The sequence below is a fragment of the Acinetobacter sp. JADD-222 genome (assembly GCF_049310645.1).
Genome location: NZ_JBMOWI010000005.1, coordinates 69640 through 91598, shown reverse-complemented (window position 1 = coordinate 91598; position 21959 = coordinate 69640). Strand labels below are relative to the sequence as shown.

General features: G+C 36.7%; 35 protein-coding genes. 3 read left to right on the top strand and 32 right to left on the bottom strand.

The window, feature by feature from the left end; all coding sequences use genetic code 11:
• Positions 1–3: 3 nt before the first annotated feature.
• From ACO6UW_RS06560 to ACO6UW_RS06485, 16 genes are all read right to left on the bottom strand, one after another.
• Positions 4–315, bottom strand: a complete 312-nt coding sequence (locus ACO6UW_RS06560) for a HeH/LEM domain-containing protein (RefSeq protein ID WP_005802754.1) — start codon at positions 313–315, stop codon at positions 4–6.
• Between the two features lie 261 nt (positions 316–576).
• Positions 577–1548 (bottom strand): hypothetical protein, encoded by a 972-nt coding sequence (locus ACO6UW_RS06555; RefSeq protein ID WP_002121495.1) that lies wholly within the window; start codon positions 1546–1548, stop codon positions 577–579.
• 2 nt (positions 1549–1550) lie between these two features.
• Positions 1551–2282 (bottom strand): hypothetical protein, encoded by a 732-nt coding sequence (locus ACO6UW_RS06550; protein WP_005802756.1) that lies wholly within the window; start codon positions 2280–2282, stop codon positions 1551–1553.
• A gap of 108 nt (positions 2283–2390) precedes the next feature.
• Positions 2391–2942, bottom strand: coding sequence for a hypothetical protein (locus ACO6UW_RS06545; RefSeq protein WP_019767894.1), 552 nt, complete (start codon positions 2940–2942; stop codon positions 2391–2393).
• 121 nt (positions 2943–3063) lie between these two features.
• Positions 3064–3216 carry a hypothetical protein gene (locus tag ACO6UW_RS06540; protein WP_005802759.1) on the bottom strand — a complete coding sequence of 51 codons (153 nt, stop codon included), beginning with the start codon at positions 3214–3216 and terminating at the stop codon, positions 3064–3066.
• Between the two features lie 15 nt (positions 3217–3231).
• Positions 3232–3474 (bottom strand): hypothetical protein, encoded by a 243-nt coding sequence (locus ACO6UW_RS06535; RefSeq protein WP_005802761.1) that lies wholly within the window; start codon positions 3472–3474, stop codon positions 3232–3234.
• Positions 3475–3572: 98 nt separating this feature from the next.
• Positions 3573–4001: a hypothetical protein gene (locus tag ACO6UW_RS06530; RefSeq protein ID WP_000965230.1), complete on the bottom strand. Its 429-nt coding sequence runs from the start codon at positions 3999–4001 to the stop codon at positions 3573–3575.
• A gap of 9 nt (positions 4002–4010) precedes the next feature.
• Positions 4011–5114 carry a minor capsid protein gene (locus ACO6UW_RS06525; protein WP_005802763.1) on the bottom strand — a complete coding sequence of 368 codons (1104 nt, stop codon included), beginning with the start codon at positions 5112–5114 and terminating at the stop codon, positions 4011–4013.
• A 9-nt stretch (positions 5115–5123) separates the two neighbouring features.
• The gene (locus tag ACO6UW_RS06520; RefSeq protein ID WP_005802765.1) at positions 5124–6467 is read right to left on the bottom strand and encodes a DUF4055 domain-containing protein; all 1344 of its coding nucleotides are present in this window, start codon (positions 6465–6467) and stop codon (positions 5124–5126) included.
• A 39-nt stretch (positions 6468–6506) separates the two neighbouring features.
• Complete coding sequence (locus ACO6UW_RS06515; protein WP_005802767.1) at positions 6507–7799, bottom strand: terminase large subunit domain-containing protein; 1293 nt, start codon at positions 7797–7799, stop codon at positions 6507–6509.
• Positions 7759–8274 (bottom strand): DUF2280 domain-containing protein, encoded by a 516-nt coding sequence (locus ACO6UW_RS06510; RefSeq protein ID WP_000729387.1) that lies wholly within the window; start codon positions 8272–8274, stop codon positions 7759–7761. Before ACO6UW_RS06510 ends, ACO6UW_RS06515 begins: the two co-directional genes overlap by 41 nt.
• 58 nt (positions 8275–8332) lie before the next feature.
• Positions 8333–8974 (bottom strand): putative metallopeptidase, encoded by a 642-nt coding sequence (locus tag ACO6UW_RS06505; RefSeq protein WP_002121497.1) that lies wholly within the window; start codon positions 8972–8974, stop codon positions 8333–8335.
• On the bottom strand, positions 8943–9377 hold the full coding sequence (locus ACO6UW_RS06500) for a hypothetical protein (protein ID WP_002121499.1): 435 nt from the start codon (positions 9375–9377) through the stop codon (positions 8943–8945). Before ACO6UW_RS06500 ends, ACO6UW_RS06505 begins: the two co-directional genes overlap by 32 nt.
• 59 nt (positions 9378–9436) lie before the next feature.
• Positions 9437–9892 carry a hypothetical protein gene (locus tag ACO6UW_RS06495; protein WP_001136775.1) on the bottom strand — a complete coding sequence of 152 codons (456 nt, stop codon included), beginning with the start codon at positions 9890–9892 and terminating at the stop codon, positions 9437–9439.
• 662 nt (positions 9893–10554) lie between these two features.
• Positions 10555–10791, bottom strand: a complete 237-nt coding sequence (locus ACO6UW_RS06490; RefSeq protein WP_000152665.1) for a hypothetical protein — start codon at positions 10789–10791, stop codon at positions 10555–10557.
• 208 nt (positions 10792–10999) lie between these two features.
• Positions 11000–11344 (bottom strand): hypothetical protein, encoded by a 345-nt coding sequence (locus tag ACO6UW_RS06485; RefSeq protein ID WP_002118344.1) that lies wholly within the window; start codon positions 11342–11344, stop codon positions 11000–11002.
• Positions 11345–11987: 643 nt separating this feature from the next.
• Here ACO6UW_RS06485 and ACO6UW_RS06480 point away from each other — a divergent pair.
• A complete protein-coding gene (locus ACO6UW_RS06480) occupies positions 11988–12221 on the top strand; it encodes a hypothetical protein (RefSeq protein WP_000401164.1) in 234 nt (77 codons plus the stop codon).
• 174 nt (positions 12222–12395) lie between these two features.
• Here ACO6UW_RS06480 and ACO6UW_RS06475 read toward each other — a convergent pair whose 3' ends face one another.
• The 15 genes from ACO6UW_RS06475 to ACO6UW_RS06405 form a co-directional block, all read right to left on the bottom strand.
• The gene (locus ACO6UW_RS06475; RefSeq protein WP_001984397.1) at positions 12396–12947 is read right to left on the bottom strand and encodes a hypothetical protein; all 552 of its coding nucleotides are present in this window, start codon (positions 12945–12947) and stop codon (positions 12396–12398) included.
• Positions 12948–13160: 213 nt separating this feature from the next.
• Positions 13161–13379 (bottom strand): hypothetical protein, encoded by a 219-nt coding sequence (locus ACO6UW_RS06470; RefSeq protein ID WP_001017713.1) that lies wholly within the window; start codon positions 13377–13379, stop codon positions 13161–13163.
• A gap of 245 nt (positions 13380–13624) precedes the next feature.
• A complete protein-coding gene (locus ACO6UW_RS06465; RefSeq protein ID WP_000861102.1) occupies positions 13625–13879 on the bottom strand; it encodes a hypothetical protein in 255 nt (84 codons plus the stop codon).
• Positions 13851–14327 (bottom strand): hypothetical protein, encoded by a 477-nt coding sequence (locus ACO6UW_RS06460; protein ID WP_001277128.1) that lies wholly within the window; start codon positions 14325–14327, stop codon positions 13851–13853. The genes ACO6UW_RS06465 and ACO6UW_RS06460 overlap by 29 nt, the downstream gene beginning before the upstream one ends.
• Entirely contained in the window at positions 14324–14725 is a 402-nt protein-coding gene (locus ACO6UW_RS06455) for a DUF559 domain-containing protein (RefSeq protein ID WP_002118340.1), read from the bottom strand. Before ACO6UW_RS06455 ends, ACO6UW_RS06460 begins: the two co-directional genes overlap by 4 nt.
• Entirely contained in the window at positions 14725–14940 is a 216-nt protein-coding gene (locus ACO6UW_RS06450) for a hypothetical protein (protein ID WP_169025026.1), read from the bottom strand. The genes ACO6UW_RS06455 and ACO6UW_RS06450 overlap by 1 nt, the downstream gene beginning before the upstream one ends.
• A complete protein-coding gene (locus tag ACO6UW_RS06445; RefSeq protein WP_348891957.1) occupies positions 14933–15334 on the bottom strand; it encodes an HNH endonuclease in 402 nt (133 codons plus the stop codon). Before ACO6UW_RS06445 ends, ACO6UW_RS06450 begins: the two co-directional genes overlap by 8 nt.
• Positions 15331–15738: a hypothetical protein gene (locus ACO6UW_RS06440; protein ID WP_032050715.1), complete on the bottom strand. Its 408-nt coding sequence runs from the start codon at positions 15736–15738 to the stop codon at positions 15331–15333. The genes ACO6UW_RS06445 and ACO6UW_RS06440 overlap by 4 nt, the downstream gene beginning before the upstream one ends.
• Positions 15735–16136 (bottom strand): hypothetical protein, encoded by a 402-nt coding sequence (locus tag ACO6UW_RS06435; RefSeq protein WP_000972783.1) that lies wholly within the window; start codon positions 16134–16136, stop codon positions 15735–15737. The genes ACO6UW_RS06440 and ACO6UW_RS06435 overlap by 4 nt, the downstream gene beginning before the upstream one ends.
• Positions 16133–16249, bottom strand: a complete 117-nt coding sequence (locus ACO6UW_RS06430; RefSeq protein ID WP_238983925.1) for a putative phage replication protein — start codon at positions 16247–16249, stop codon at positions 16133–16135. Before ACO6UW_RS06430 ends, ACO6UW_RS06435 begins: the two co-directional genes overlap by 4 nt.
• Positions 16246–17205 carry a helix-turn-helix domain-containing protein gene (locus ACO6UW_RS06425; protein ID WP_163070397.1) on the bottom strand — a complete coding sequence of 320 codons (960 nt, stop codon included), beginning with the start codon at positions 17203–17205 and terminating at the stop codon, positions 16246–16248. Before ACO6UW_RS06425 ends, ACO6UW_RS06430 begins: the two co-directional genes overlap by 4 nt.
• Positions 17202–17486: a hypothetical protein gene (locus tag ACO6UW_RS06420; RefSeq protein ID WP_348891958.1), complete on the bottom strand. Its 285-nt coding sequence runs from the start codon at positions 17484–17486 to the stop codon at positions 17202–17204. Before ACO6UW_RS06420 ends, ACO6UW_RS06425 begins: the two co-directional genes overlap by 4 nt.
• Complete coding sequence (locus tag ACO6UW_RS06415; RefSeq protein ID WP_001095599.1) at positions 17483–17758, bottom strand: hypothetical protein; 276 nt, start codon at positions 17756–17758, stop codon at positions 17483–17485. The genes ACO6UW_RS06420 and ACO6UW_RS06415 overlap by 4 nt, the downstream gene beginning before the upstream one ends.
• A gap of 43 nt (positions 17759–17801) precedes the next feature.
• On the bottom strand, positions 17802–18065 hold the full coding sequence (locus tag ACO6UW_RS06410; RefSeq protein ID WP_348891959.1) for a hypothetical protein: 264 nt from the start codon (positions 18063–18065) through the stop codon (positions 17802–17804).
• Positions 18066–18075: 10 nt separating this feature from the next.
• Positions 18076–18261: a Cro/CI family transcriptional regulator gene (locus ACO6UW_RS06405; protein WP_071224763.1), complete on the bottom strand. Its 186-nt coding sequence runs from the start codon at positions 18259–18261 to the stop codon at positions 18076–18078.
• A 102-nt stretch (positions 18262–18363) separates the two neighbouring features.
• On the opposite strand from ACO6UW_RS06405, the gene ACO6UW_RS06400 reads away from it, so the two are divergent.
• Both ACO6UW_RS06400 and ACO6UW_RS06395 read left to right on the top strand, forming a co-directional pair.
• Complete coding sequence (locus ACO6UW_RS06400; RefSeq protein WP_071224762.1) at positions 18364–19011, top strand: LexA family protein; 648 nt, start codon at positions 18364–18366, stop codon at positions 19009–19011.
• 14 nt (positions 19012–19025) lie between these two features.
• Positions 19026–20861: an ATP-dependent nuclease gene (locus ACO6UW_RS06395; RefSeq protein ID WP_071224761.1), complete on the top strand. Its 1836-nt coding sequence runs from the start codon at positions 19026–19028 to the stop codon at positions 20859–20861.
• Here the strand turns inward: ACO6UW_RS06395 and ACO6UW_RS06390 are convergent.
• Positions 20846–21892: a DNA cytosine methyltransferase gene (locus tag ACO6UW_RS06390; protein ID WP_071224760.1), complete on the bottom strand. Its 1047-nt coding sequence runs from the start codon at positions 21890–21892 to the stop codon at positions 20846–20848. The genes ACO6UW_RS06395 and ACO6UW_RS06390 overlap by 16 nt on opposite strands.
• Positions 21893–21959: the final 67 nt, after the last annotated feature.

Sequence of the window (21959 nt, the reverse complement as noted above, 5' to 3'; positions counted from 1 at the left end):
GGATTATTCCTTTGGAATTAATGCTAAAAGTTCATCTTTTTTAGCACCTGCTTCAAATGCAATGCCTTTTTCAGTTAGTACAGCTCGAAGCTCATCTACTTTTAGACCAGCATAGTTAATTGGTTGTGGTTGAGTATCACTTGGTTTTTGGTCATTTTCAGGTGTTTGACCACCTTCACCTGATTCAAGTTCAGCAATACGTGCTTTCATCGCTTCAGGATCATTTTGAAAAGCAATAAATTCGCCCTTCACAGTTGCAAGCTGTTCCTCAGCAGACAATATTGCTTGTTCTGATTCTGTTAATTTCGCCACCACAGCATCAAATTGCTCAACAGGAACAAGCGAGCCTACATTAAAATTTGGTTCTACTGACCCGTTTAAATGTGAATATGCATTACGAATTTCATCTGCATTAGGAAAATCATCATCTACATGTACAAATGAAGCTTCTCCAATAACTCCTAAAAATGAAGTCCGATAACATGCATTGTGTTCACGATTTTCAGGAATTGTATTTGTATAAATGACTTTCATTTTTATCTCCAAAAACAAAGGCGACCGAAGTCGCCATGTTTATTAAGGTGTGCCAGAAATAACTGCAGCAAATGGGACAAGTTTACGGTCGAACACTCGTTTCCAATTTGAGCCGTCCGAATATTGGCCAATTGTTGGTGTTTTATTTGGATCCTTTTCGCCTTCCCAAGAAAAACCAGCAGGTTGTAAAATATAAGTTTTACGTTCAACAATAGTTTCTGAACCACCACCGTTACCACCAAGCTCATCACGTTGCAAGCCAACAGGATTAGCTGGAGTTCCTTCACCATAGCCAAACGCACCGGTACCAAAGAACATCGTTAGATATTGCTTAGAACCATAGGTAAGGCCATCATCCATGAAGATTGGTTTGCCAAGATAGGTTGTTAAAATGATTCGACCTTGTGAATCTTGGATATACTGGATAAGGTCTTTCTTCACCATCTGTTTCATTACAGCTGAATGAACACCAATAGCAGCAAACTGATCTGCTGCATCACCAGCGGTAAATGCAGCATCTTGCATAGCATCAGCGGTCATTGTTGCTCCCGCATCAATAACCATGTCACCAGAATTATTAGCAATGTTAGAGGCAATAATTCCTCGAGCTGCACCTAATAAGTAACGCTGCCATTGACGCTCCCAATACTTTCCATATCGGTTACGAATGTGTTGCATTGGCTCACTATTAGCCAACTCGGTTGTTAAATCTGCTACACCATAAGGTTTGTTGAGATAAAGAGTTCGTGCTTGCATACTACCTTGAGTAGCTTTACCCACTTTACCTTTTTGATCAGGATCATCTGTAGAAGTGTTTGGCTCTTCATTAGCATCAAGATCTTGCCAATATGAAATAGTTGAAGTGCCTTGGCCGTTGTTGGCAATTGCATCTAAGGCTTCATTTTTAGTGACAATACCGGATTGATAAACTGCTGTTTTTTCTGGAGAGTTTACTGGATCTAAAGTCGCGTAATATTCACCAACGAAAATATCTTTTAATTGGGTGGCTGGCATATTTATTTACCTTTTGTTTGCAATAATTGTTGGAAAGCTGTTGGGTTTTCACGAGCTAAAGCCGCTCGCTCAACTTCTGTATAGTCAGACCATTTCTTAATTGAAGTTCCTGAACCAGGCGAACCAGAACCATTTGCTTTAGGCCAGAAGTAAGGTTTGTTCTCGCGTAAGCCTTCTACCCACTCCTTAGGAGTAACAGGGTTAGAACCATCTTTACCAATCACCACTTCACCATTTGCATCGATTGCAACAGCCTTGCCGTTTTCATCTAATGAGAACTGTGATTGAGCTAAAAATGCGATATCTGCTGTTGCTTCACTCAAGGCACCCATTTCAACGGCTGCCTGAACGATCTGACCTTGAATTACGGACTGACGGAATTTATTTGCATAGGTCTCTGCTTTGTCAGCTCGCTCTTTCTCGGCCTTAAGAAGCTTTTCATGCTCTTCACGCATTTTCTCGGTACGTTTCTGAATAACTTCTTCAATTTTGCCTTCAGCAATAAGTTTGGATTCTTCATCCTGATTTGATTTATCAAGCAAGACCTTGATTGCATCCAGATCCAACCCGTCAACCTTTGATTTCAATGAACCTAGTTCATCTTTCAACTCTTTTTTATCTTTGATAAGTTCTGCATTCTTATCTTTAAGACCTTTAACAGCTTCATCAACGGCTGCTTGAATAGCTGCTTTAATTTCAGGATTTTCCAAATCAACTTTGATTTCGTCTGGCATATTAAAATCTCCTAGAGATACCGCTTAGCGGGTTTAATTGTTGAACCTTCTGCTTAGCTTCAGGCAATAAAAAAGCGCCCCTAAGGACGCTCTATTTCAATGAGTTATTTATGCAATGTTGTAGCCTTCTACACCACGTTTTTGTCGATTACGAGTTCGTTGCTCAAGCCACATTTGACCTTGCTCAATATTAGTAATAGCAAGCGAATTTTCACGGCAAGGAAATTTTTCATTCAGAACACGTAAACGATGTAAAACTATCGCAAGTAATGCTTCATTCGTGATGCCATTTACTCCAACTTCCTTAACTGGACCAAGTTGAAATTGAATTGGAGTAAGTGAATCTCCAGTTACGATGTCATAGAAATGACCGGTTTCAAGAGACTGTTCACCATCACGGGTTTTAACAGTTTCGTTATGGGTAACTGTTACTCCATTATCATCTTTATGAATTTCACGGCCCATTACACAATTTTGAAAACCATCTAGTTGATATGAATGCTCAAAAACATCTTTTGGCGACCAAGAAATATAACCTTCATGATCTGGATGATTAGCCTTGCCACCATCTTTGTATTCGATTAAATAACCAGGATCACTTGGGTCTTCATTTTCAGGGATTTGCCACCCTTGGTATTCATTGTATTCACCACGCGTCATGGGCGTTGCTAAAACTGACTTAGTACCAATGTATGCAACCATAGATGCTGTTAATAGTTTCTTGCTCATTTTAATACTCACAAAAAAAGCACCCGAAAGTGCTAAGGTTAAAAATTAAGTTCTAAGTGATGAGTGCGATTGCTTTTAATCTTTCAAAAGTAAAACCATAAATTGCCATGGCTCTTGAAATCTTAATTTGAAGAAAAGGCACCAGAATTAATTTTGTGCTCAGAATATATTGAGCATCTGACATATTGATTTGCTTTTCAGTCATTTGCAGTACCTTTAGCTACGTTTCCTTTGCGCCCCAAACCCTTTGTCTAGGTTCGTCACCAACCAAGCGGATTCCTTGAGGACCACCTACATCAAATGTTGCTGTGATAGTCGCTGGACCCTCAAAAACACCACAATTCATCTTTACAGAGGTTAATCCAGCTAATGGAATACCTGTTTCCTCGTCACAAAGGGCGAGATGAGAAGATCTATCTGAAACTCTTTTAAGAACTAAATGTCTAACTTTTGATTCACTCATAGGCCAAACTCCATAAATGAGAAAAGCGCCGTTTGGGCGCTTATATAGGTGAAAATTGTGTCTTAAGTGAGTTTAGGATTACCTGTCATCGGCAATAATTACTCACATTTAAACCCTGTTCCAACAAGGTCTTTTTTCAAATTTGAAACGAGAGTTTGTTGTTCCTGCTGTTGTCCACTAAGATAATTTTGATCTAGAGCTTCTGCACCATCTAAAGATTTATAGAGCTCTTTAGATTCCTCTAAATTGTCTTTTAAAAAAGTGGTTAGGTTTAGTTTCGCCTGAGTCGCTCTACACAAATTATTTTTAGCTTCTAAATCTTGAGCAGCCTGTTTTACTTGGCCAGTTGTAGGATCAAAAGAATATGCATTTGCCATTGCTGACTCTAAAGCTTCAGACAATCGATCATATTCTTTAAGATATTTTTCACTTGGTTCAGCTAAACATGTGATTGAGATGAGAGTAAGAGATATAAAAGCTATTGTTTTCATATTGTATAAATTCTGATGTTTTAAAAAATATAACATAAGAAAAAATTACAGACCCAACTCTTTAAAAGATTTTTCATCCAACTTTCTTAACTCATCTAAGCTATACAAACGCCCTTCAGGATCGAAGAACTTATCAAAATCAAACCTTCCCTCTTTATAGAGCTTATAACGCTTTGGCCCTAGCCACTCTTTTTGGAAGAAGTCATCTGTCTTTTTGAAGAACTCTTTAAATGTAGTGTTGGCATCTAGCTGCCCTATTAATTGGCTCCGCTCATCTTTTGGAATGTCTTTAACTCGGCGTTCGTCCATTACAAATGGCCGTTCGCCAACAAGCAGACCATCTTTTTCGACTGGTACCAAAATGCTCCGGCAGTTAGGATGTAACGGCGGTACCCGTTTTGCTGGATCGTTAATCTCCCAAACCGCACCATCAAGTGAAGCACACAGTTTAGATGTTCTTCCGTCTAATGTAGCTACCAGTCTTACATATTCAAAACCAATCTGGTTAAAGCTATTTAGATATGCTTGATTGGCCACATGGCTGCGAACTGTTCTCACGGTACGGTCAATATCAGACTTTGAGCCACTTAAAAGCCCATCCTCATAATTAAGCCGTTTGGTACCACGAATACGCTGAACAATTTCCTGATTAGTTTTACCTGAGTTAATGCCTTCCCGAATAGCATATTCAACTTTTTGGCGTGCAGTCTCAGCAATATTGGAAAGAAGATCATCAACTAATGCTCCACCTACTAAGGGTACTTTTTTAGCTGCTGTATATAGCTTTTCACCGTTAGGTTTCTTAATCTTGCCGCCGTATAACTTAGCTGTGTAATTAGCCTCATATACAGCCATTGCAGTTGCTGAAACTGCAAAAGCTTCAGGCAATGAAGAATTTAGACTTGTATGCCAGCCGGATATTAAATCTCGTATCTCCTTGAGGTTGGCCGTTGTGTAAAGACCCGCTGCAAGAGCTGCTTTCTCAGAATCATTTAACTCATCCAACAAATCCCGAAGCTTTGCCAGCATTAAAGCTGACTCATCATTAAAGATTGTTAGTAATTCCTTAACTGATTGAGACGATGCCCGGAACAAATATGCTTGATGTTGAGTTAATACCTCGAGCAGTGATTTATCTTCTGAGGCCATTTATTACTCCTAAAGCGGCATACTATCGCGCTCACTTTCAACACGCTTCAACTCTTCCTGAAAATCATGAGCTGGCAGCTTACCAGTAGCGATATATTCCCAATACGTCTGGAACGAATTCTTTCCAGCTATGGCGCCTTCATATAGTTGCTTAGCAAGATTGATATCGTATTGCTGAACAATAAATTCAGGATCAACCGTAAAAGAGTATTTAGATGGGTCTAGCTTTAACCATTGAGCAGCATATTTGATAGCCTGCTCAATAGCCGCAGCAGCACAAGTGACAATGCTATGTAGGCTTGCTTGTTGGTCATCCTGACGCGCACGTCGTGCTTCACCTGACTCTTGTGAATTGGTATCAATCACCTTTGCTCCAGCTTCAAGAGCTGCGTTTTTTTGTGCATCCATTTCATGCTTTGTGAGTTCAATACCATTACCTGAAATTTCCAAATAACCACATTGCGAATCTTTGGGCAGGCTCCAGACAGCCATTACACCTGTAACGCTAAGATCGGGATCTTCATCATCAATACCGTTAATCCATGGTTGCGGGTGCGCTGTATGGTGAAGTGACTGAAAATAGTCCGCACTAAGCTGGTAATACTTCAAAGCAGCTTTAGCCATTGTCAAAAGCGGGACCGTTCCAACATCTGGCGAATTGTCAGTGGTACCGCAAAAAACGAATGGCGTAAAAGAAAGCAGATTACCGCCTAGATCAGGTGTTTTATCTTCTTCAGTAGAACCATCAAATAATCGAACTGATAAAGCGCCGTCTGTCATAGATAAAACACGATGAACTGTCTTTGTGTTATGGCCAAATTCATCTTCACTATTATCAAATTGCTCCTCAAGCACTAATAGTTTTAGATCTTTGCGGCCACCTATACTGTTTTCTTTCCAGTTAATAATGGATAAAGCATCGTAAAGCGCGAAGTAAGGCACGCCTTTAGCATCGACATCAACCAGCAATCCACAGCGACCATATTCCAATAATTCTAAGCAAATTCGGATAAAGAGCTGTTTAAGACCAAATCCGTCATTGGTTGCATTCGTGATAAGCCCTTGCAGCAAAGTGCTTTCAATCACAATATTTGGATCTAACTTTGAAACCAAACCAATCATCGTGCGGAGAGAATCTTGAACCCATAACGGATACTGAGCACGGCTTAAATAAGCTTTGTAAATCTCTCCAGCTGTATCTCCCTGCTTTTCAGCTTCAATCATGCCAGCCGATTTAGCCAAGTACTTTGTTTGTGCCTGTTTGATCTGCTCTTCACCGGCAACGGCATCACGCATAATCAACCAGCTTTTTTGTGCAGCAATATACTGCGGATGTTTATCAGTAACTGCCATAAAAACACCAATAAAAAAGCACCATTAAAGGTGCGTTGTTTAATGAGAAAAACCAGCGATTTTGCGCTGTTTAAAGACTTTCTGAATAATGATTGGGAACCGCTTAGCTATTGGATAACCGCCAGCATCACCCACATGGTCCAAACCAGCACTTTTATCAGGCATTCCAAAATCATCATAGACTTGCTGTTCTAAAGTAGCCGTAAAGTTAGGGCACTTGTTTGTATTCACTTTTAAATGTCGTTCACCCTCAGCATTTAGGATTTGTGCATTAACAGCAGTAATACGATCTTTAATTCCGGGATTCACACCATTCACTTCAACTTTGAATCCATTTTTCTTTAAGATTGCATGATCTGATTCACTGAAGTTCTTTGAAGATGTTGCCTGACCTGAAGCATCTGGAATCACGGTAATATCGTGATCTGGAAAGCGCTCATTAATCAATTGACACATCGTCGGAGTATCTCTAACGCCAACCAGTTCATCTAAAGCTCTTGGCTTCCCTTCTCGAATGACATAAACCACAGCAGCCATTTTAAGCACGTTAAAATCCATACCAATGAGTAAAGGCTCACCTTTCTTAATTTCTTCATCCGTGTGGTTTAGAACTCGATCAAAGTCGGGGTAAACAGCACCACTGGTTAAATTGACAAACTGCCCTCTTAGATAAGCTGAAATTAACTGCGGCGGATAAGACTCATAAAGTGATGATATATAGTCATCTGGAAGATTAGCCTCATTGTCATAAGTTGAAGCTTGAATCATTCCATACAGCTTACGCTTAGCCTCTGATTTATTTGCCTCTTTAACAAATTGCTCGTATGTAAACTTAAAACCTTCAGGTGTAGTGGCCACATCAATACCGTTGAGCAAACCAGCTTGCTTATAACGCATACGCGCGATGATCTTACGCCAAGCCTGTTGAGCTTTGACCTTGGCCATAACATCAAGTTCATCAATCAAGGCGTGGCCAATTTTAAAACCTACAATTGTTGCTGGTTTCTCCATAGACCGGCAAATGATTGTCGTTCGATATTGCCGACCATAATAGATATCCACCTCTTTATTGGTTTCATAAACCTTAGTTTTAAGCCCCCAATCGAAAGCAACCTCTTCAATAGTTGGAAAGAAAATGTCGCGAATCTGCGGGTAAGTTGGAGCAAAATAACCCAAAGGTACTTTAGGGAATTCCCAAGCTTTGTTGCATAAACTGGAGCATCCAACCCAAGTCTTTCCCGATCCAAAGCCAGCGACAAATGCGCGGAACTTCTTTTCCATCTGCAAAAAATTAGCCTGAGGTACATTCAGTGTCGGATTGATGTTCGGCATCTTTTTTACTCGCATCCACAACTTGAATAGTTACCTTGACTGGTGTTGGATCTTCATCACCTTCACCCTCTCTTAACTTTTCAATCTCAAGTTGCTTTAACTCAAGATTTAATAACATCAGGTCATAACCCTGCATTTCTTCCCGAACCTGTTTAATAACCCCTTGCTTCATAAGCCTGTTGTTCTTCCAGTCTTCATAAATCTTCTGAAGTTCTTTAAGCCGATAGGCTTTATTAGCTAAAGGGATGTCATAAACATTCTTTTTAAAGTCCTCTCGGGTTTTATGAAAAAGGTCTTTATATTTCTTACTTAAATTCTTTCCTGCCGCTTTTGTCGGGTCATAAAGTTGTACCTGTTTTCGATCAATCTCAATGTTAAATTCTTGCTTGACAGCATTAGCTACCTGTTGAGGGGTATCCATGCAGGCAAGCGCTTGAACAATAAATATTTTTACCTGTTCTTTAAGTGCAGCCATACCCCCACCTTTGTCTAGCTACGTCTAGCAAAGAAGGCAAAAAAAAGAGCCATTCGGCTCAGTTGATTACGCAGTTTCCGCAGCATTTTGAAATATCAAGATTCGAAACAAACGGAGGATTTTTTGCGACTTCAATAAGTCGCTTAACATTCTTACTTGGCCCCCACCGTTTAACCACGCCAACAAATTCTTCTACATCATGACCAGCTAAGTAATGCTTAGGCAGCCCTGTACTATCGCTATAAATGATTTCGCCGTCCTCGTCTCTCATCACTCCAATGTGGTAAAGCTCATGTTCAAGCAAGTAACAGAACTCTGTATCGTTTGCACGCTCACAGAAAGATGCATCGACCGTTATTAAATATGTTGGTACAAAACCAAACCAGTCGCGCATCTGTTGCTCTTGTCTTGCTTTACGCCAACCACCGACGTTAAACATTACTTTCTCGCACTGGCCTAATACCATAGCTTGCTTGCTTTTATATGCAGAAGAAGCCCATGCAAATGCTAAAAATTCTTCATTGTCGTGAAGTAGCTCTGCAATATGGTCATGATCCGGGTTGTGAAGAGGTCCGCCAATCGTTAAGTAATTTGCAATAACCCATTTTTTTAAATCTGATGCAGGTATTAAACGAATTGCTTCCTCTTCTTCAGCTTGATCAATAAAATCAGTCGGTGGAAATGGTCTTATTTGCTCCATCTTCAATTCTCGCTAATTCACTTTTTATCCAGTTGATGACATATCCCGACAAAATAGAATCTGGATGAAAGCGCTCTATTTTGTAACCCATCTCTTCAGCATGATCATATCGATCAAGACTCCATGCTTTATTTGACAGCTTTCCACCACGCCCACCAGACCAGGGACCACCCTCAATTTCAATGAGCAAACGCAATTTCACTATATGAAAATCAAAGCGCCAGTGTTTGGTATGGATCGGCTGAAACTTACTTTCAAATCCAATCGCCAAATCCTCAAGCTCTTCCTTAAGTGTTGCCTCAGCCTCGAGATATTTTTGCTTCGCCTTAGGCAATGGCCGGCTTTTAGGTTTAGTTTTAGGTTCTTTTTTCCGAGTAAGCCAAAAGTATTCTGTAGAATCCATTATTCTCACCCAAAAAAAACCGCCCTAAGGCGGTGGCTAAACTCACAGGCAATATAGTATTACTTCTTAAAAGTTGCCTTATAAAGCTTTGAATTAAAGTAATCCGTAATTTCTTTACCTTCGTTTTGAATTTTTTCCTCATTTAAGGGTAAAAAATCTAATTCAAATTTCAAGCTCATATACTCTGGAATAAACTTCTTTATAGGCGGAGGTGGTTTAGGTCCACCTTCTGTAATTTTTTCGATTAATCCAGCTAACCATAAAATATACTCACCTTCTGAATTATGAGGAGGAATCAAACTCACATCTATTTTTACTTTACATTCATCTAATGGTCTACTGAACAATTCAACAAAATCAATAAAATTATATTTTAATTTAAATTCTGTTCCCTCAATTTCTCTGCGTATACATGTCATAAGTAAGTTCATATTTTCAATACAGTCATGTGAAAACAATTCCTCATCTTTAATTTTGTTATAAATATTTTCCGCAAACATGAGATACTGTGGCATTTCAGCAGCTCCTCATTTTTATAAAGTATTTTTCTTAAGGTAATCCTATTATAACAATGTTGCAACAAGAAATTTTCCATTTTTAGTTTAAGGAAATTTTAAAAATTATAAAAACGATTATATTCAATAAATTAGTACGAATAAAAGCTAGGGAAGTTTGATTTTTCTATTGAGCTTTAAAATGGATTATTGTGTTTAAATTATCAATTTAAAAAGCTTGCCTAGTAGGCAAGCTCCCCCTTTTTTTGATATTTGCGCTGATCAATAAGGTTTAGTGTTACTTAAAGCAACACACTGATAATACTGAAATATTTAAAAATAAAAAAGCCCACTTCCTATTTTTATTCAGAAATGGGCTTAGCGAAAAAAAACGCTTAGACCTGAAATAGGAAATATCTATTCGGAAATATCTCCAACTTCATATTGGCATAATATTTAAGCACTAGCAATAGGGATTGAATTAAAAATATCAAATATTCATATTTAAATAGATAAAGATTTCTTTTTAAATAGTTTTATTTTTAGCCTACATAATTTTTTTACTTATCAAGAGTTATAAAGAATATGTGCCCATCAATAGGTAATACTTAATAAGGTCTTATGTGTAGTAACCATTAGGCTCTAGAGAGTAAGAACTCAAACTGACTAAAAATAAAAAATAATTAATTTTCAATATTAATGATCATATACTGCAAAGTTATGTATATTCCAACTTCTCCATTGTTGAGTGCCTCATATAAGTCTTCATCAACGAAATCTCCAGATTCATCATATAGCCATTTATGAATTTGAATAATTTGTATATTCCCTTTTTTGTCTATTCTTGCTATTGGGTCTATTACGGACCGAACTATCACCTTCTTCTTCGTCTTAACATCGAGCAATGTGATAATTGTCATTTTAAAATCCTTATAAATATCCTGTATAACAACTACTCTCAATCAATAAAGATTTTTATATTTAAATTACTTAAATAGCAATCTTTTCAATCTAAAAAATAAATAAAATACACTTCAATAGTATGTGCCTATTAGAAAAGATACCTTAAATATTCTACTAGCAATAAAAAACCGCTTTAAGGGCGGTTCATCTAAAATTCACAGGTACTTAATGAAGATTTTTTTTCTGTCTTTGCATCTTTCTGGGCACACAAATTTTTCCAATAAAGTTAGTTAACCACAAAATACTTTCTTCACGATCTTCAAAATGAGGTATAAGGCTTAAATCTACTTTTATTTTGCGATCAGCTAAAGGCAAACTTAAACAATGTTCAAAGTCTATTGAGCTGTACTTCAATTTGAGTCTTTTTTCTGCAGCTTGATTCTTTATCTCAGCCATAATGCGATTTAGATTAACAATCAAATTATTTGAAATTTTATTATTTTCATATACCCGTTCGTAAACTGTCTCAGCTACATCAATGTAATTTATTAGCTCTACATTCTTATTCATGACATTTGTACTCCGTTTTTTATAATTATCCGTCTAAAATAATGTTTATTTGAGTTACTAAATTCATCACGTACGTAAATATTGTTAAAGTTTTATCACTTATTTTTAATTTAAATATTTGAATTTATTTAATAATTTTATAATTTACTAATATTTATACACATCTTTGTTCTTAACACCCCTTTTTTCTATCACTTGCCCATTGAGCTCACCATCAACGCAAATAAACATTGTACTAATCCATAAAATTATGGAGATCAGCTTAACACAAAAAGAAAAAGCCCCCACTAATCAATAGTGAGGCTTTGCCGTATTTCCCGGCTAGCACATTTAAAAATCGATAGCTAAAAAAAAGCCAACTTGTTAGAGTCAGCTTAATTCAATCGTTTGAGAATCATGCTTGCATAGTTATTGTCCGTTGCAATCTTCTATCATTTTTATTTTTATAAATATAATTTAAACCAGCCATGTGACATTTTGATTAAATTTCACTCAACACTTTTTTTTGTTAAATAAGTCACATTTAATCTTATTAATGCACTAACCATTACAACCAATAAACACAATGTGTATCAATTACTTCTGCTTGATTTTGTAAATTACAGTATCCTTAGTTTACCTAACTGCCAAAATCAATAACACAATGGAACACCAAACACTTTTAGACGAATTAAATTCGCAGATTGAATATTACTCAAAAAGAACTGACTGCCCACCAACTAGAATTCGTATTGGGTATAAAACCTATTACAAATTAATGCAGAATCCTAAATTTGCCGATGAAGTATCAAACTCCGCTTTAGATCCAAACAAACGCAAATACAAAAAATTAAAAATAAAAGTTACTAAGGATGACAATCAACTTGAACTTGAATGATTTCTCATAAAAAAAGCCTACTCTTTCAAGTAGGCTTTCCCCTTATGACTTTTGCGCTGATCATTAAGGTTTATTGTTGTTTAAAGCAACACTCAGATCTTACAGAAATACTTAACAATTAAATAGCCCCGCCAATAATCGATATTTAGCAGAGCTTCTTAAAGCTTATACAGTTTATCGTGGAAGATATCTTTTTGAACCTGTGCTATTAAGGCAGTAATGTCCACCTCTAGGCCCAACACAATAAGTTCCAGATGTGCAGTAACAAGAGTTATTAGTCGTTTTACTATAACTTCTTGGAGTCCGTGTAGTAGCAGAACTTCTAGTTCTAGTATTATTATAGCCTTTTGATTCTCTTTGAGGAGTTGAGTAAACAGGCTGCCTGTTATCAAAACTCCCTTTTGAATATCTATAGGTGACTGGTGGAGTATAACAACCAGCAAAACTGCACAAATATTTAGTATCAATCCATTGTTGTCTATCCATATTTGGATTTAATAACGCCCATTCATCTTGGTACCAGAATACATAAACTTCACTTCCCCCTTTCAATTTAAAGATTTCTTTGCCATTTGGCATATCCTTGACTGGAGCGGTATCAACACTAATCCAATTTTTAACTGGATTAAACCTTTCAACTTTTTGCTGCGAAAAGTCTATGGACGGTATAGATACACATCCACTAATACCCAAAGTAATAACTAACCCTATTAAATAATTTTTCATTTTATTAACTTCTTAGAAAGAATAATTTTAATGCGAAGTAAACAATAAGCTACCTAATAAAAGCAACATATACTTTCATCTAATTTAAATACATAAAGAAAAATTAAAAAACCCGCTTCTAAAAAGAAACGGGTCAAAAAACAAAAAACTTTCAGCGCAGTATTTGTGACATATCATACAAGTTAGAAGATGTATTTACAATATACTTTAAGCTTAATTTTTTGATGCTCTCAAAATATCCAAAACTCGCTTTGACATTTCATGCAAGTTGGACCCTATTGGTAGCCAAAAATGATAATTAATGTTGTCACGGTTAAAAACTTGCTTGTAGTACTCAGTTTTGAATGATGGATCAATGTCAGAAGCCTTAAGTAATCTGCCTTCTTTTTCGATCACTTGCCCATCTAATTCACCACCAACACAGATATTCATTTTTACCAGCCTGGACTATATAGCAAAAAATAAAAAAAATCCGTACCTTGGGGAAAGTACGGACTAAGCTTTTCAACTGAAAAACACTATAATGGAAATAGACATCATATAGTAAGTTTAATATACGATAAATTTCATGTTTTTTCAAATCCTAATTAAAAGCCCACGATTAAGTGAGCTTTTAAAACAAATTGGTGCAACGCTTATAACTTTGTCCACTATATCAAAAATATGCCATAAAGCGTCTAGACAGTCAACAAGTCTAAATTATGCTTTTCTACTAATTGAGAAGCTTTTAAACGTTCAACGATTTTAATCATTAGATCATTGGCAGTTATAACGTCGATTCCTTCAAATGCTTTTAGTGTTAATTGCAATTTATTATTAATTACATTTGTAATTATTGATATTTTACCAAAATAATCAGGGTAGTATTTCAAAGTTTCATTAACTTTCTCCCGACTAACGCCTTCATATAGTTTTACAGTGTATGTTTTCATTTGAACCTCCATTTTGTCTTAATCTTTTATCATGACCTAATAAATAAAATCTAGCGCAACTCACCATAATTGCGACCTGAGCTTTAGATTGGTTTGTTTCTTGAGCAACCTTCAACAATCCTTTATTTTCAACCTTATTTTTAATTAAACAAATTAATGCAAACTTAGTTGTAAAATCTGTTTTATCAGAATTTAATAGACTTCGTAAAAGTGCTTGAATTTGATCCGCCTCATAATCACTGATCTCACATCGAATATAAGATTTACTTTTTTGTACTTCTTTGCCAGCTTCACGCATCAACCAGTAAATTTGATTGATATGAAGCCCATCTGGCAAATCACCCCCTTTCATTCTAACTGTTTCACACCATGCGCCAAACTGCTCTAACCAACCGTCAATAGTATATTTAGACCAATCCATTTGTTGGGTTTTTAAAACTGCACTCATTTTTCACCTACCAATTGCTCAATTTGTTTAATCGCCACGCCTGCTTTCACTTGCTCTGTACTGAACCGTAAAACTGTAAAACCCATCATTGCTGCGGAGTTGTATTTCTCCATATCCCCTAAATAGCCCTTGCCTCTTGTGTGACGGCCTCCGCTCCAGATCCCGCCTTCTACCTCAATCAAAATCTTTGTACCCTTTATTAAAAAATCTGCTCTCCATTTGCGTTCAGGATGGAACTTATATTCCTGTTCAAAACCGATCTTGCATGCTCTTAAATGCGTTGCCAGAACCATTTCACCCACACTTGGTTGTCTGGCAACTTGCTTTGCTGAACGCCGCTTTTTATTTTTCTTTATCGGAAATAACTTGCGGTATTCAGCAATGCTGACTGATGACATCAAGCACCACCTTTCAGCAAATTTTCCAACTGATTAGCAAAGCAGTTATAAACTCGTGCTTTATCTTGATCGCCAAAAAGGCTTGAAGCATGGGCATCGTGCTTATAATTTTGAACTAGGTTTTCAATTGAACTTCTTAGCTCATCTAAATTCGCTTGTTGTTCTTTTTGAATCTCCCAAGCCCACTTTCCAGATTTACCCTCAAACTCACTCATGACTGGCTCCTTTATAATTCTCAAAGAAGAACGTCACAGGTTTTGTCTTAATTTCAATCAAACCGAAACGAAGTAAATGACGAGCATGTGTGCTATCGCGTAGTAACTGCACATCACGATAATGTGTGAGCATCCTCCGCCACCCTTCCAAGGGCATAGACGACTTGTTTGTATTGCAAGGAACACATGCAGGGTTCATGTTTTCTAAAGTGTCGTTTTGCGGTCTAGTCATTTCACCCGTAATTAACTTACCGCCACCAACATGAATTAAATCTCGTCTCACTGCTTCGATATGGTCTGCATGCCATTTATCGCCAAGCAAATCACCACAGTAAGCGCAATGTCCACCAAACTTTTGTTTTAGCTCAGCACGTTGCTGTTTAGTTAACTTCATCGGCTATGCTCCACTTTCATACCGTCAAACTCTTGATCAATTACGGCCATACCGCGCACTACAGCTGCTTGTGAAGGAAGCTTCTTAAAATCAATAGTGTTTACTTCATGGCAGTGTTTGCACATAAACTTATTTTTCTTTTCAAGCTTTGCCTGTATTTCACGGACCTCTGCCAGCATTCTGTTATTACGTTGGGTGACTTGATTCAATTGGTCTAAATATTTGGCAATCCATAAAACAGGGTTTAATTTCGTGTTGCAGTCAGTGCATAAAACTTCACTGTCTTCTTCAGAAATTTGGATATGGCCATGATCACATTCACTAATTTCACGCTTGCGTGTGAATTGAATAACCTGCTTGTCTTTATCAACCTGAATAGTTTGCACATCATGAAAATGACTCATTTTTCACCATCCTTAAGCACTGGCTCTACATATTCAGGACGTTTCTCAAGTGAGTCTTTCCAATCACCTCTGAAGGGGTTTTGGCGTTTCGTTAAGTTAAAAAACGCTGAAAGATGAGATTGGTTTCGCCATGCATTACCAACAATATGAGGCTCAACCAACCAACCACATGCCATCCCATCCTCATCTGTTGCCATAAAGTTGACGTGTGCAGGAATTACAGACCAATCATATTTTTGTTCCAAACAATGTTTGATAGCGTCTTCAAGTAAGCGAAATTGTTTTTCTGCTACCCCGTCTAATAGAACAACCCAATCAAGATATTGGTTCATACGGATACTGCGATTACCAATTTTCAACCAGTCGCCATCAACAACAACTTCAGCCTTAATCATCATTTCACCTCATCATGTTCTTTACGCGCCAACCACCACAAAACCACCGCACCGCTAATAGCTGAGGTAAAACATGAAATGAGTAACCCCCACGCTAAAATCTCGAATTTATTCATGCTGCTGCTCCTTTGCCTTGTTGAAATCCAACTTGAATGAGGTAAGGCATCCATTTTTGTTGTTGCTCAGGATCTGCGAGTTTTACTGCGATACGTGCTGCAAGTTGTTCATAGCTTTCGTTACCTTCGGCATACTTGCTAGAAAACTCAGGATGTACAGAAAGTTTTTGAGCAAATGAGTAAATCTGTTTTGAACTAAGAGTATTTGATTCTCCCTGCGGGACTCGGACCTGCGTTCCAGAATTTGGTTTTTTAGATTGTTCACGTGCTTGGTATTTTCCACATGCGTTGATTAACCAATCTGCAAAGTGGTAATTCATGAGTTCATCGCAAAGATTCTTCTCGGCGTTGTAGAGTTCAAATGCTCGTAACTCTCGATCGAACCAAGTCGCGTTTTTGATCTGCTCGTAAGTTTCCTGATCAGTTGCCAAAAGAATTTCTTCACGAAGTTTTTTCAAACTCAACCATGTTTTTTTATTTTTAGATTCTTCTGATAGATTCTTTGAAAGATTCCGTGTCCCAACGTTGGGACTGTTTAACGGAATTGTTGGGACTCTTTCATGGAATTGTTGGAACTGTTCCGTTGTTGGAACTGTTCCATTGTTGGTATTGTTTAAATCATCATTTTCAGTGTCAAAGTGTACCTTTGTTGGTACTGTTTCCCGACCTTTAACTCCGATCAAAAGATAGACTTTTACCTGCTTAGTTTTACCTTCGCGCTTACCAGTATCGATAATAAATCCGTCTTCAATTAACTCATCAATGATTTTTAAAACGGTCTTACGGTCCATTTCCGTGTCATCAACTAAACGAGCAATACTTGGATAGCATTCATGTGTTTCACCAGCTCGATCGGCTAGTGAAAGAAGGACTAATTTTTTGAGTGGTTTTAATGCTCCACCCACCTTTTGTTTTTGACGGGTTTTCCAAGCCCAAACTGTTGCATCTAGACTCATTTATCCCCCTCTTCATTCAACTGAATGAATGTGCTACCCAAATAGCGGATCCGTTTAGCTTGATATAAACTTGAAATGATTTGACCAGCATGGAAAATAGGCATTCTGTGCTGCTCTGAAAGGGCTTGCATGAATTCATCACGTGTTACAGCAGCATTTTTTTCGTCACGGTTTTGGCGGGCTAAATTTTCCTTCCGTTTTTTCAACAAACCAGACAAAGTTCTTAATGCTGGTTCATGCCAGGATTGAATATGCTTTCGTTGTTGTTCAAAGGTACTCATGACACCTCCGCTAATGCTTGCTCAGCTTTTGTTAGGCGGCGTTTAGCGTTGAGCTCTGCTACTGTTGCTGTACGGATTTCTTTTGATGAAACCAGAATCAAATGATTCTCCGATTTGATAGTCCACAACCTAGTCAAAGTTTTATTTTTAACTTCAAACAAATCATTTGATTTGAAAGTACGGCACTCTTTAGTAAGCACTACAACGTCACCTATTAAAAAATCAGGTGAGTTGAGTTCGATTGGTTGTTCTGATAAATTGTTTGTGTTCATTTGATCCACCTCAATTGAATGCCTAGAAGCCTGATCTCGACCATCAGGCTTTTTTAATTTCTAGAATTTGGGATTCTGGGTTTACCCCGATCTTCCCTAGTAATCCTAAACGCTCCCTTTTCTTCCTATTTTTTTCAGCTCTTTCAAGCATTAAGCTAACCTCATGATATTCACCCATAATGGCTTTTTCTAAGAGGACCACAGCTTGATGCGCATAATCTTTACCTCGGACATCCGAGATCAATCTCAAACGCTCCATCATGTCAGGGAGCATCTTCAAACGAAGATCTTCTTTTTCAAGGCTCATATTGAAATCCTTAGCCAGCAGTAAATTTATTTTTCAAAGGCTCATTTCCTTCTACCAAATCACGAATCTGGTATTCACGAGCTAATGGGATTTTTTCTTCAGGCCACTGACTAATTGCTTGTGTACTAATACTTAACTTATAGGCTAGCTCAGTAATACTGCACTCCAACAAGGCCAATGCTTCTGTTTTGGTCATACATTTCACCAATAAAAGTAACTTTACTTACCTTTATTTAAACACATAAAACTTACCTTATCAAATGGTAAGATTTCTTACGAACGGAACTGGCATAGAACTATGGAAACTTTAGGTACTCGTTTAAAAAATCTGAGGAAGTCTAAAAAGCTAACTCAACAACAAGTTGCTGATGCAATTGGTGTTTCAAAAACATCAGTAATTTATTGGGAAAAGGATGAAAACTTACCTAAGCATGATAGTTTGATGGCATTAGCTCAAATTTTAGGGGTTACTTCTGATTACCTGTTAAGTGGTAAAGGAAGTGATTCACTTGACAAAAATGTAACTAAACCATTTCCAATAGCAGGTCGTTTAGTACCAGTTATTTCTTGGGTACAAGCAGGAACTTGGACTACTGCCGATTCTGTTCCAATGGGTACTGAATTTAAGGAATGGTTACCACCAAACCCTAAATGTGGAAAAAACGGTTACGGTTTAATTGTAGTTGGGGAATCAATGTCTCCTGACTTTAGACCAAGTGATAAAATTTATGTAAATCCTGACTTTCAAATAAGTGATTTAAAAACAGGTGATTTGGTTATCGTTGCATGCGACGGGGAAACAGAAGCAACTTTCAAGAAATTGATTGTAGAAAGCAACGGTATGTATTTAGAACCCCTAAACCCTAAATGGCATGAAAAGATCATACCTCTCCGAGAAGGTTGCAAGTTGGTCGGCAAAGTTGTTGGGTTATATCGTGATGTTTAAAGGAAAACTATATCGTGGCAATTAGTTGTTATAAGATAGAACAGAATTTAACTAAAATTTCAGAAGAGAAAAGCAAAAATAAGTTTAGACCTTATATCGAATATATTTATTTTCCACATTTCAAGAATCTAACTCCATTCACAAGAATTGATTTAAATTTTCCAATCACTGTATTAGTAGGAGCTAACGGCACTAATAAGAGTTCAATATTGAAAGCTTTGGAAGCTTGTTGCCCTAATGTCTCTTTAGGAAATAGATGGTTTTCTACTCATATTGATCCTATTCGACACAAACCAAATCTTCCCTGTTTTGTATACGGATATACTGTCGAAAAAAATGGTATTGAGAATGATGCTCAAGTCCTTTATGTAAAAACATATCGCAAAGATGACCCAGATTACTGGGAAACTGGTAAATTTACAGCTAAATACCAAATGACTCCTTTGCCTACAGACTCAGCTACTCTTAAATTTTGGGGACTTGACAAACAAAGATGGTCAAAAATAAAAAAACCAAAACCTATTTACTTAACATTTAGGGAATCAATCAGTGCTTTTGATAAATTTTATTATTATGGTGATTCAAACCCAGGGAAGTTTAATGTTAAAGAAAGAAGAGCCACTATTAGAAGATATTCGCGAGTTTTGAATGATGTTATTAATAAGGGTACTGAGAAACTAATTTATAGACAAAAACCACGTGTAACAGAAAATAGTAGTCTATCTGAACAAGGCTTAGAGTATGTTTCTTATATTTTGGGTACAAACTATACCGAGATTAAGCTTGTAAAACATACCTTTTATAATTGTGAAGGTTATACATGCAAATTTATTAGAAATTCAATTAATTATAGTGAAGCCTTCGCTGGGAGTGGTGAATATGCTGTAATCAGAATTGTTAAAGAAATCTTAGATGCTAAACCGTTTACCTTAATATTACTGGACGAACCAGAAGTTTCTTTACACCCTGGGGCTCAAGAAAAACTATTAGAATTTATTGTAGAGCAAACTTTAAGAAAAAAACTTCAAACTGTCATAGCTTCACATTCTCCAAGCTTTGTACGCAAGCTACCTGATGAAAGTATTAAAGTCTTAATTAATGATCCTATTAGTGATCAAACGAAAGTTATTAAACAATCATGTTCTTCCTCTGAAGCATTTCATTACATTGGTGAACCTATACCAACAAAAACTACATTTATAGTTGAAGATATTTTAGCTAAAGAATTAGTTCAATATGCTTTACATGATGCTGAAAAATATATTAAAGAAAATATTGATTTAAAATACTACGGTGGAGGAGCTTTCGATATTCTAAATAATTCTGGTATATCAAGCGCTTTAGAGAATTCTAAAAATCTATTTATTTTTCTAGATGGCGACCAAAAAAAAATAGATCTTCCAGAATCAGAATCTTTAACTAGAACTCAATTACTTGAAGTCGAAAGTCTATTAAATAAGTTTGCAGGCGGAGAATTATTAATTCCAAAAGATAGTAATGAAAATGAAGAAACTATTATTAAAAGAAATATACAACTACTAGATTGGTTCAAAAATCATGTATTTTATTTGCCAACAGAACTTAATCCAGAAGGATTCATATGGACAAAATCAGATTCTCCTATTAAAAATACTTTAATAGAGGAATCTGATGTAGATAACGAAAAAGTAGATTTCAAATTAAAGTTTAGAAAACTTAGTATGCAGCTTTACCCCGATACTACAGACCTAACTTCAAGCGAAATATTTACTATCCAACGTTTGTTATTAAATGGGATTCCCAAGGAAGATCCTGACCTAAAAAATATTAGTATTTCAATAACTAGTGCTTTCTCTCAAGCTAATAAATGATTTTTTAGAGAAACAGCATGTTGACGAATAAACTCAGGTGGCAAAGCATTACCAATCATTAAAGCAATTGCAGATTGGCTCACCTTAGGAAATTTATAATCTACTGGGAAGGTCTGCAATAAAGCAGCCTCTCTCAAAGTGATACAACGATCCTCTTCAGGATGCAAAAATCGTCCTTTAGATGGTGAATTACATCCACCAGTTATAGTTGGGGCAACCGCATCCCACTTCATTCGACCATAAACATCCATAAAACTGTTAGGATTTCTTTTATGGCAATCTAAAATTAGGTGCTCTGGTAAATCTACTCTACTTCCACCATCTTTAGGAATAGAACGAATTATTTCTTGTACTTTTGGTGATCTCTTTTGTTCATAGTCATGTAAAAAATCATTAGATTTTCCAACTTGCTTTAAGTTAGCTTTAGAAAAGCACTCCCTAACTGTTACTTTTATATCTTTCTTTTGTGTTAAAGCTATATTGCCCAATCTTGATGCTTTTAGAATCATTCTGCGTCTTCGTTGCGGCACACTATAATTCGAAACATCTTCTACAAGTAGCGATGTATCATCAATATAATACCCTAGAGATTTTAATTTCGAAATAACGATAAAAATTCTTTCATCTTTTGCCAAGGAAGGTACATTTTCTAGCATTACACACTTTGGCATTAATTCTTCAGTTAATCGCAGGAATTCAAACACAAGATCATTTCTGGCATCATCTAAAGATATTGATTTATTTCGTGTCCTTAATGAAGAAAATCCCTGACATGGAGGGCAACCAGCTAATAGGTCAAGCTCACCGACCTTTAGGTTTAAATTTTCTAATATAGTTTTTGATGATATTTCTTTTATATCTTTTTCAAAACAAAAAGATTTTGGATGATTTAAACGATATGTTTCAGATGCTATAGGATTGATTTCTACTCCTGCTAAAACTTTAAAGCCAGCCTGTTTTAACCCTTCTGTTAAGCCACCAGCGCCACAAAATAAGTCTATAGCAGTTAATACTTTAGGCTCAGGCGACATCAACTTTTCCCCTTCTTCATTAATTCAAAGCTAAAACTAGCCTAGTATAATCTTAATCTAATAAGAA

Excerpts from the sequence above, each read along its gene's own strand:
- ACO6UW_RS06475 (WP_001984397.1), bottom strand. The coding sequence starts at position 12,947 with ATGAAAAATTATTTAATAGGGTTAGTTATTACTTTGGGTATTAGTGGA.
- ACO6UW_RS06480 (WP_000401164.1), top strand. The coding sequence starts at position 11,988 with ATGGAACACCAAACACTTTTAGACGAATTAAATTCGCAGATTGAATAT.
- ACO6UW_RS06490 (WP_000152665.1), bottom strand. The coding sequence starts at position 10,791 with ATGACAATTATCACATTGCTCGATGTTAAGACGAAGAAGAAGGTGATA.
- ACO6UW_RS06400 (WP_071224762.1), top strand. The coding sequence starts at position 18,364 with ATGGAAACTTTAGGTACTCGTTTAAAAAATCTGAGGAAGTCTAAAAAG.
- ACO6UW_RS06555 (WP_002121495.1), bottom strand. The coding sequence starts at position 1,548 with ATGCCAGCCACCCAATTAAAAGATATTTTCGTTGGTGAATATTACGCG.
- ACO6UW_RS06510 (WP_000729387.1), bottom strand. The coding sequence starts at position 8,274 with ATGGCTGCACTTAAAGAACAGGTAAAAATATTTATTGTTCAAGCGCTT.
- ACO6UW_RS06545 (WP_019767894.1), bottom strand. The coding sequence starts at position 2,942 with ATGACGCGTGGTGAATACAATGAATACCAAGGGTGGCAAATCCCTGAA.
- ACO6UW_RS06520 (WP_005802765.1), bottom strand. The coding sequence starts at position 6,467 with ATGGCAGTTACTGATAAACATCCGCAGTATATTGCTGCACAAAAAAGC.
- ACO6UW_RS06445 (WP_348891957.1), bottom strand. The coding sequence starts at position 15,334 with ATGAAGTTAACTAAACAGCAACGTGCTGAGCTAAAACAAAAGTTTGGT.
- ACO6UW_RS06465 (WP_000861102.1), bottom strand. The coding sequence starts at position 13,879 with ATGAAAACATACACTGTAAAACTATATGAAGGCGTTAGTCGGGAGAAA.
- ACO6UW_RS06470 (WP_001017713.1), bottom strand. The coding sequence starts at position 13,379 with ATGAATATCTGTGTTGGTGGTGAATTAGATGGGCAAGTGATCGAAAAA.
- ACO6UW_RS06550 (WP_005802756.1), bottom strand. The coding sequence starts at position 2,282 with ATGCCAGACGAAATCAAAGTTGATTTGGAAAATCCTGAAATTAAAGCA.
- ACO6UW_RS06455 (WP_002118340.1), bottom strand. The coding sequence starts at position 14,725 with ATGTCATCAGTCAGCATTGCTGAATACCGCAAGTTATTTCCGATAAAG.
- ACO6UW_RS06440 (WP_032050715.1), bottom strand. The coding sequence starts at position 15,738 with ATGAGTCATTTTCATGATGTGCAAACTATTCAGGTTGATAAAGACAAG.
- ACO6UW_RS06505 (WP_002121497.1), bottom strand. The coding sequence starts at position 8,974 with ATGGAGCAAATAAGACCATTTCCACCGACTGATTTTATTGATCAAGCT.
- ACO6UW_RS06540 (WP_005802759.1), bottom strand. The coding sequence starts at position 3,216 with ATGACTGAAAAGCAAATCAATATGTCAGATGCTCAATATATTCTGAGC.
- ACO6UW_RS06460 (WP_001277128.1), bottom strand. The coding sequence starts at position 14,327 with ATGAGTGCAGTTTTAAAAACCCAACAAATGGATTGGTCTAAATATACT.
- ACO6UW_RS06530 (WP_000965230.1), bottom strand. The coding sequence starts at position 4,001 with ATGTTATATTTTTTAAAACATCAGAATTTATACAATATGAAAACAATA.
- ACO6UW_RS06430 (WP_238983925.1), bottom strand. The coding sequence starts at position 16,249 with ATGAATAAATTCGAGATTTTAGCGTGGGGGTTACTCATTTCATGTTTT.
- ACO6UW_RS06495 (WP_001136775.1), bottom strand. The coding sequence starts at position 9,892 with ATGCCACAGTATCTCATGTTTGCGGAAAATATTTATAACAAAATTAAA.
- ACO6UW_RS06425 (WP_163070397.1), bottom strand. The coding sequence starts at position 17,205 with ATGAGTCTAGATGCAACAGTTTGGGCTTGGAAAACCCGTCAAAAACAA.
- ACO6UW_RS06390 (WP_071224760.1), bottom strand. The coding sequence starts at position 21,892 with ATGTCGCCTGAGCCTAAAGTATTAACTGCTATAGACTTATTTTGTGGC.
- ACO6UW_RS06435 (WP_000972783.1), bottom strand. The coding sequence starts at position 16,136 with ATGATGATTAAGGCTGAAGTTGTTGTTGATGGCGACTGGTTGAAAATT.
- ACO6UW_RS06410 (WP_348891959.1), bottom strand. The coding sequence starts at position 18,065 with ATGAGCCTTGAAAAAGAAGATCTTCGTTTGAAGATGCTCCCTGACATG.
- ACO6UW_RS06515 (WP_005802767.1), bottom strand. The coding sequence starts at position 7,799 with ATGCCGAACATCAATCCGACACTGAATGTACCTCAGGCTAATTTTTTG.
- ACO6UW_RS06420 (WP_348891958.1), bottom strand. The coding sequence starts at position 17,486 with ATGAGTACCTTTGAACAACAACGAAAGCATATTCAATCCTGGCATGAA.
- ACO6UW_RS06450 (WP_169025026.1), bottom strand. The coding sequence starts at position 14,940 with ATGAGTGAGTTTGAGGGTAAATCTGGAAAGTGGGCTTGGGAGATTCAA.
- ACO6UW_RS06405 (WP_071224763.1), bottom strand. The coding sequence starts at position 18,261 with ATGACCAAAACAGAAGCATTGGCCTTGTTGGAGTGCAGTATTACTGAG.
- ACO6UW_RS06525 (WP_005802763.1), bottom strand. The coding sequence starts at position 5,114 with ATGGCCTCAGAAGATAAATCACTGCTCGAGGTATTAACTCAACATCAA.
- ACO6UW_RS06535 (WP_005802761.1), bottom strand. The coding sequence starts at position 3,474 with ATGAGTGAATCAAAAGTTAGACATTTAGTTCTTAAAAGAGTTTCAGAT.
- ACO6UW_RS06485 (WP_002118344.1), bottom strand. The coding sequence starts at position 11,344 with ATGAATAAGAATGTAGAGCTAATAAATTACATTGATGTAGCTGAGACA.
- ACO6UW_RS06415 (WP_001095599.1), bottom strand. The coding sequence starts at position 17,758 with ATGAACACAAACAATTTATCAGAACAACCAATCGAACTCAACTCACCT.
- ACO6UW_RS06500 (WP_002121499.1), bottom strand. The coding sequence starts at position 9,377 with ATGGATTCTACAGAATACTTTTGGCTTACTCGGAAAAAAGAACCTAAA.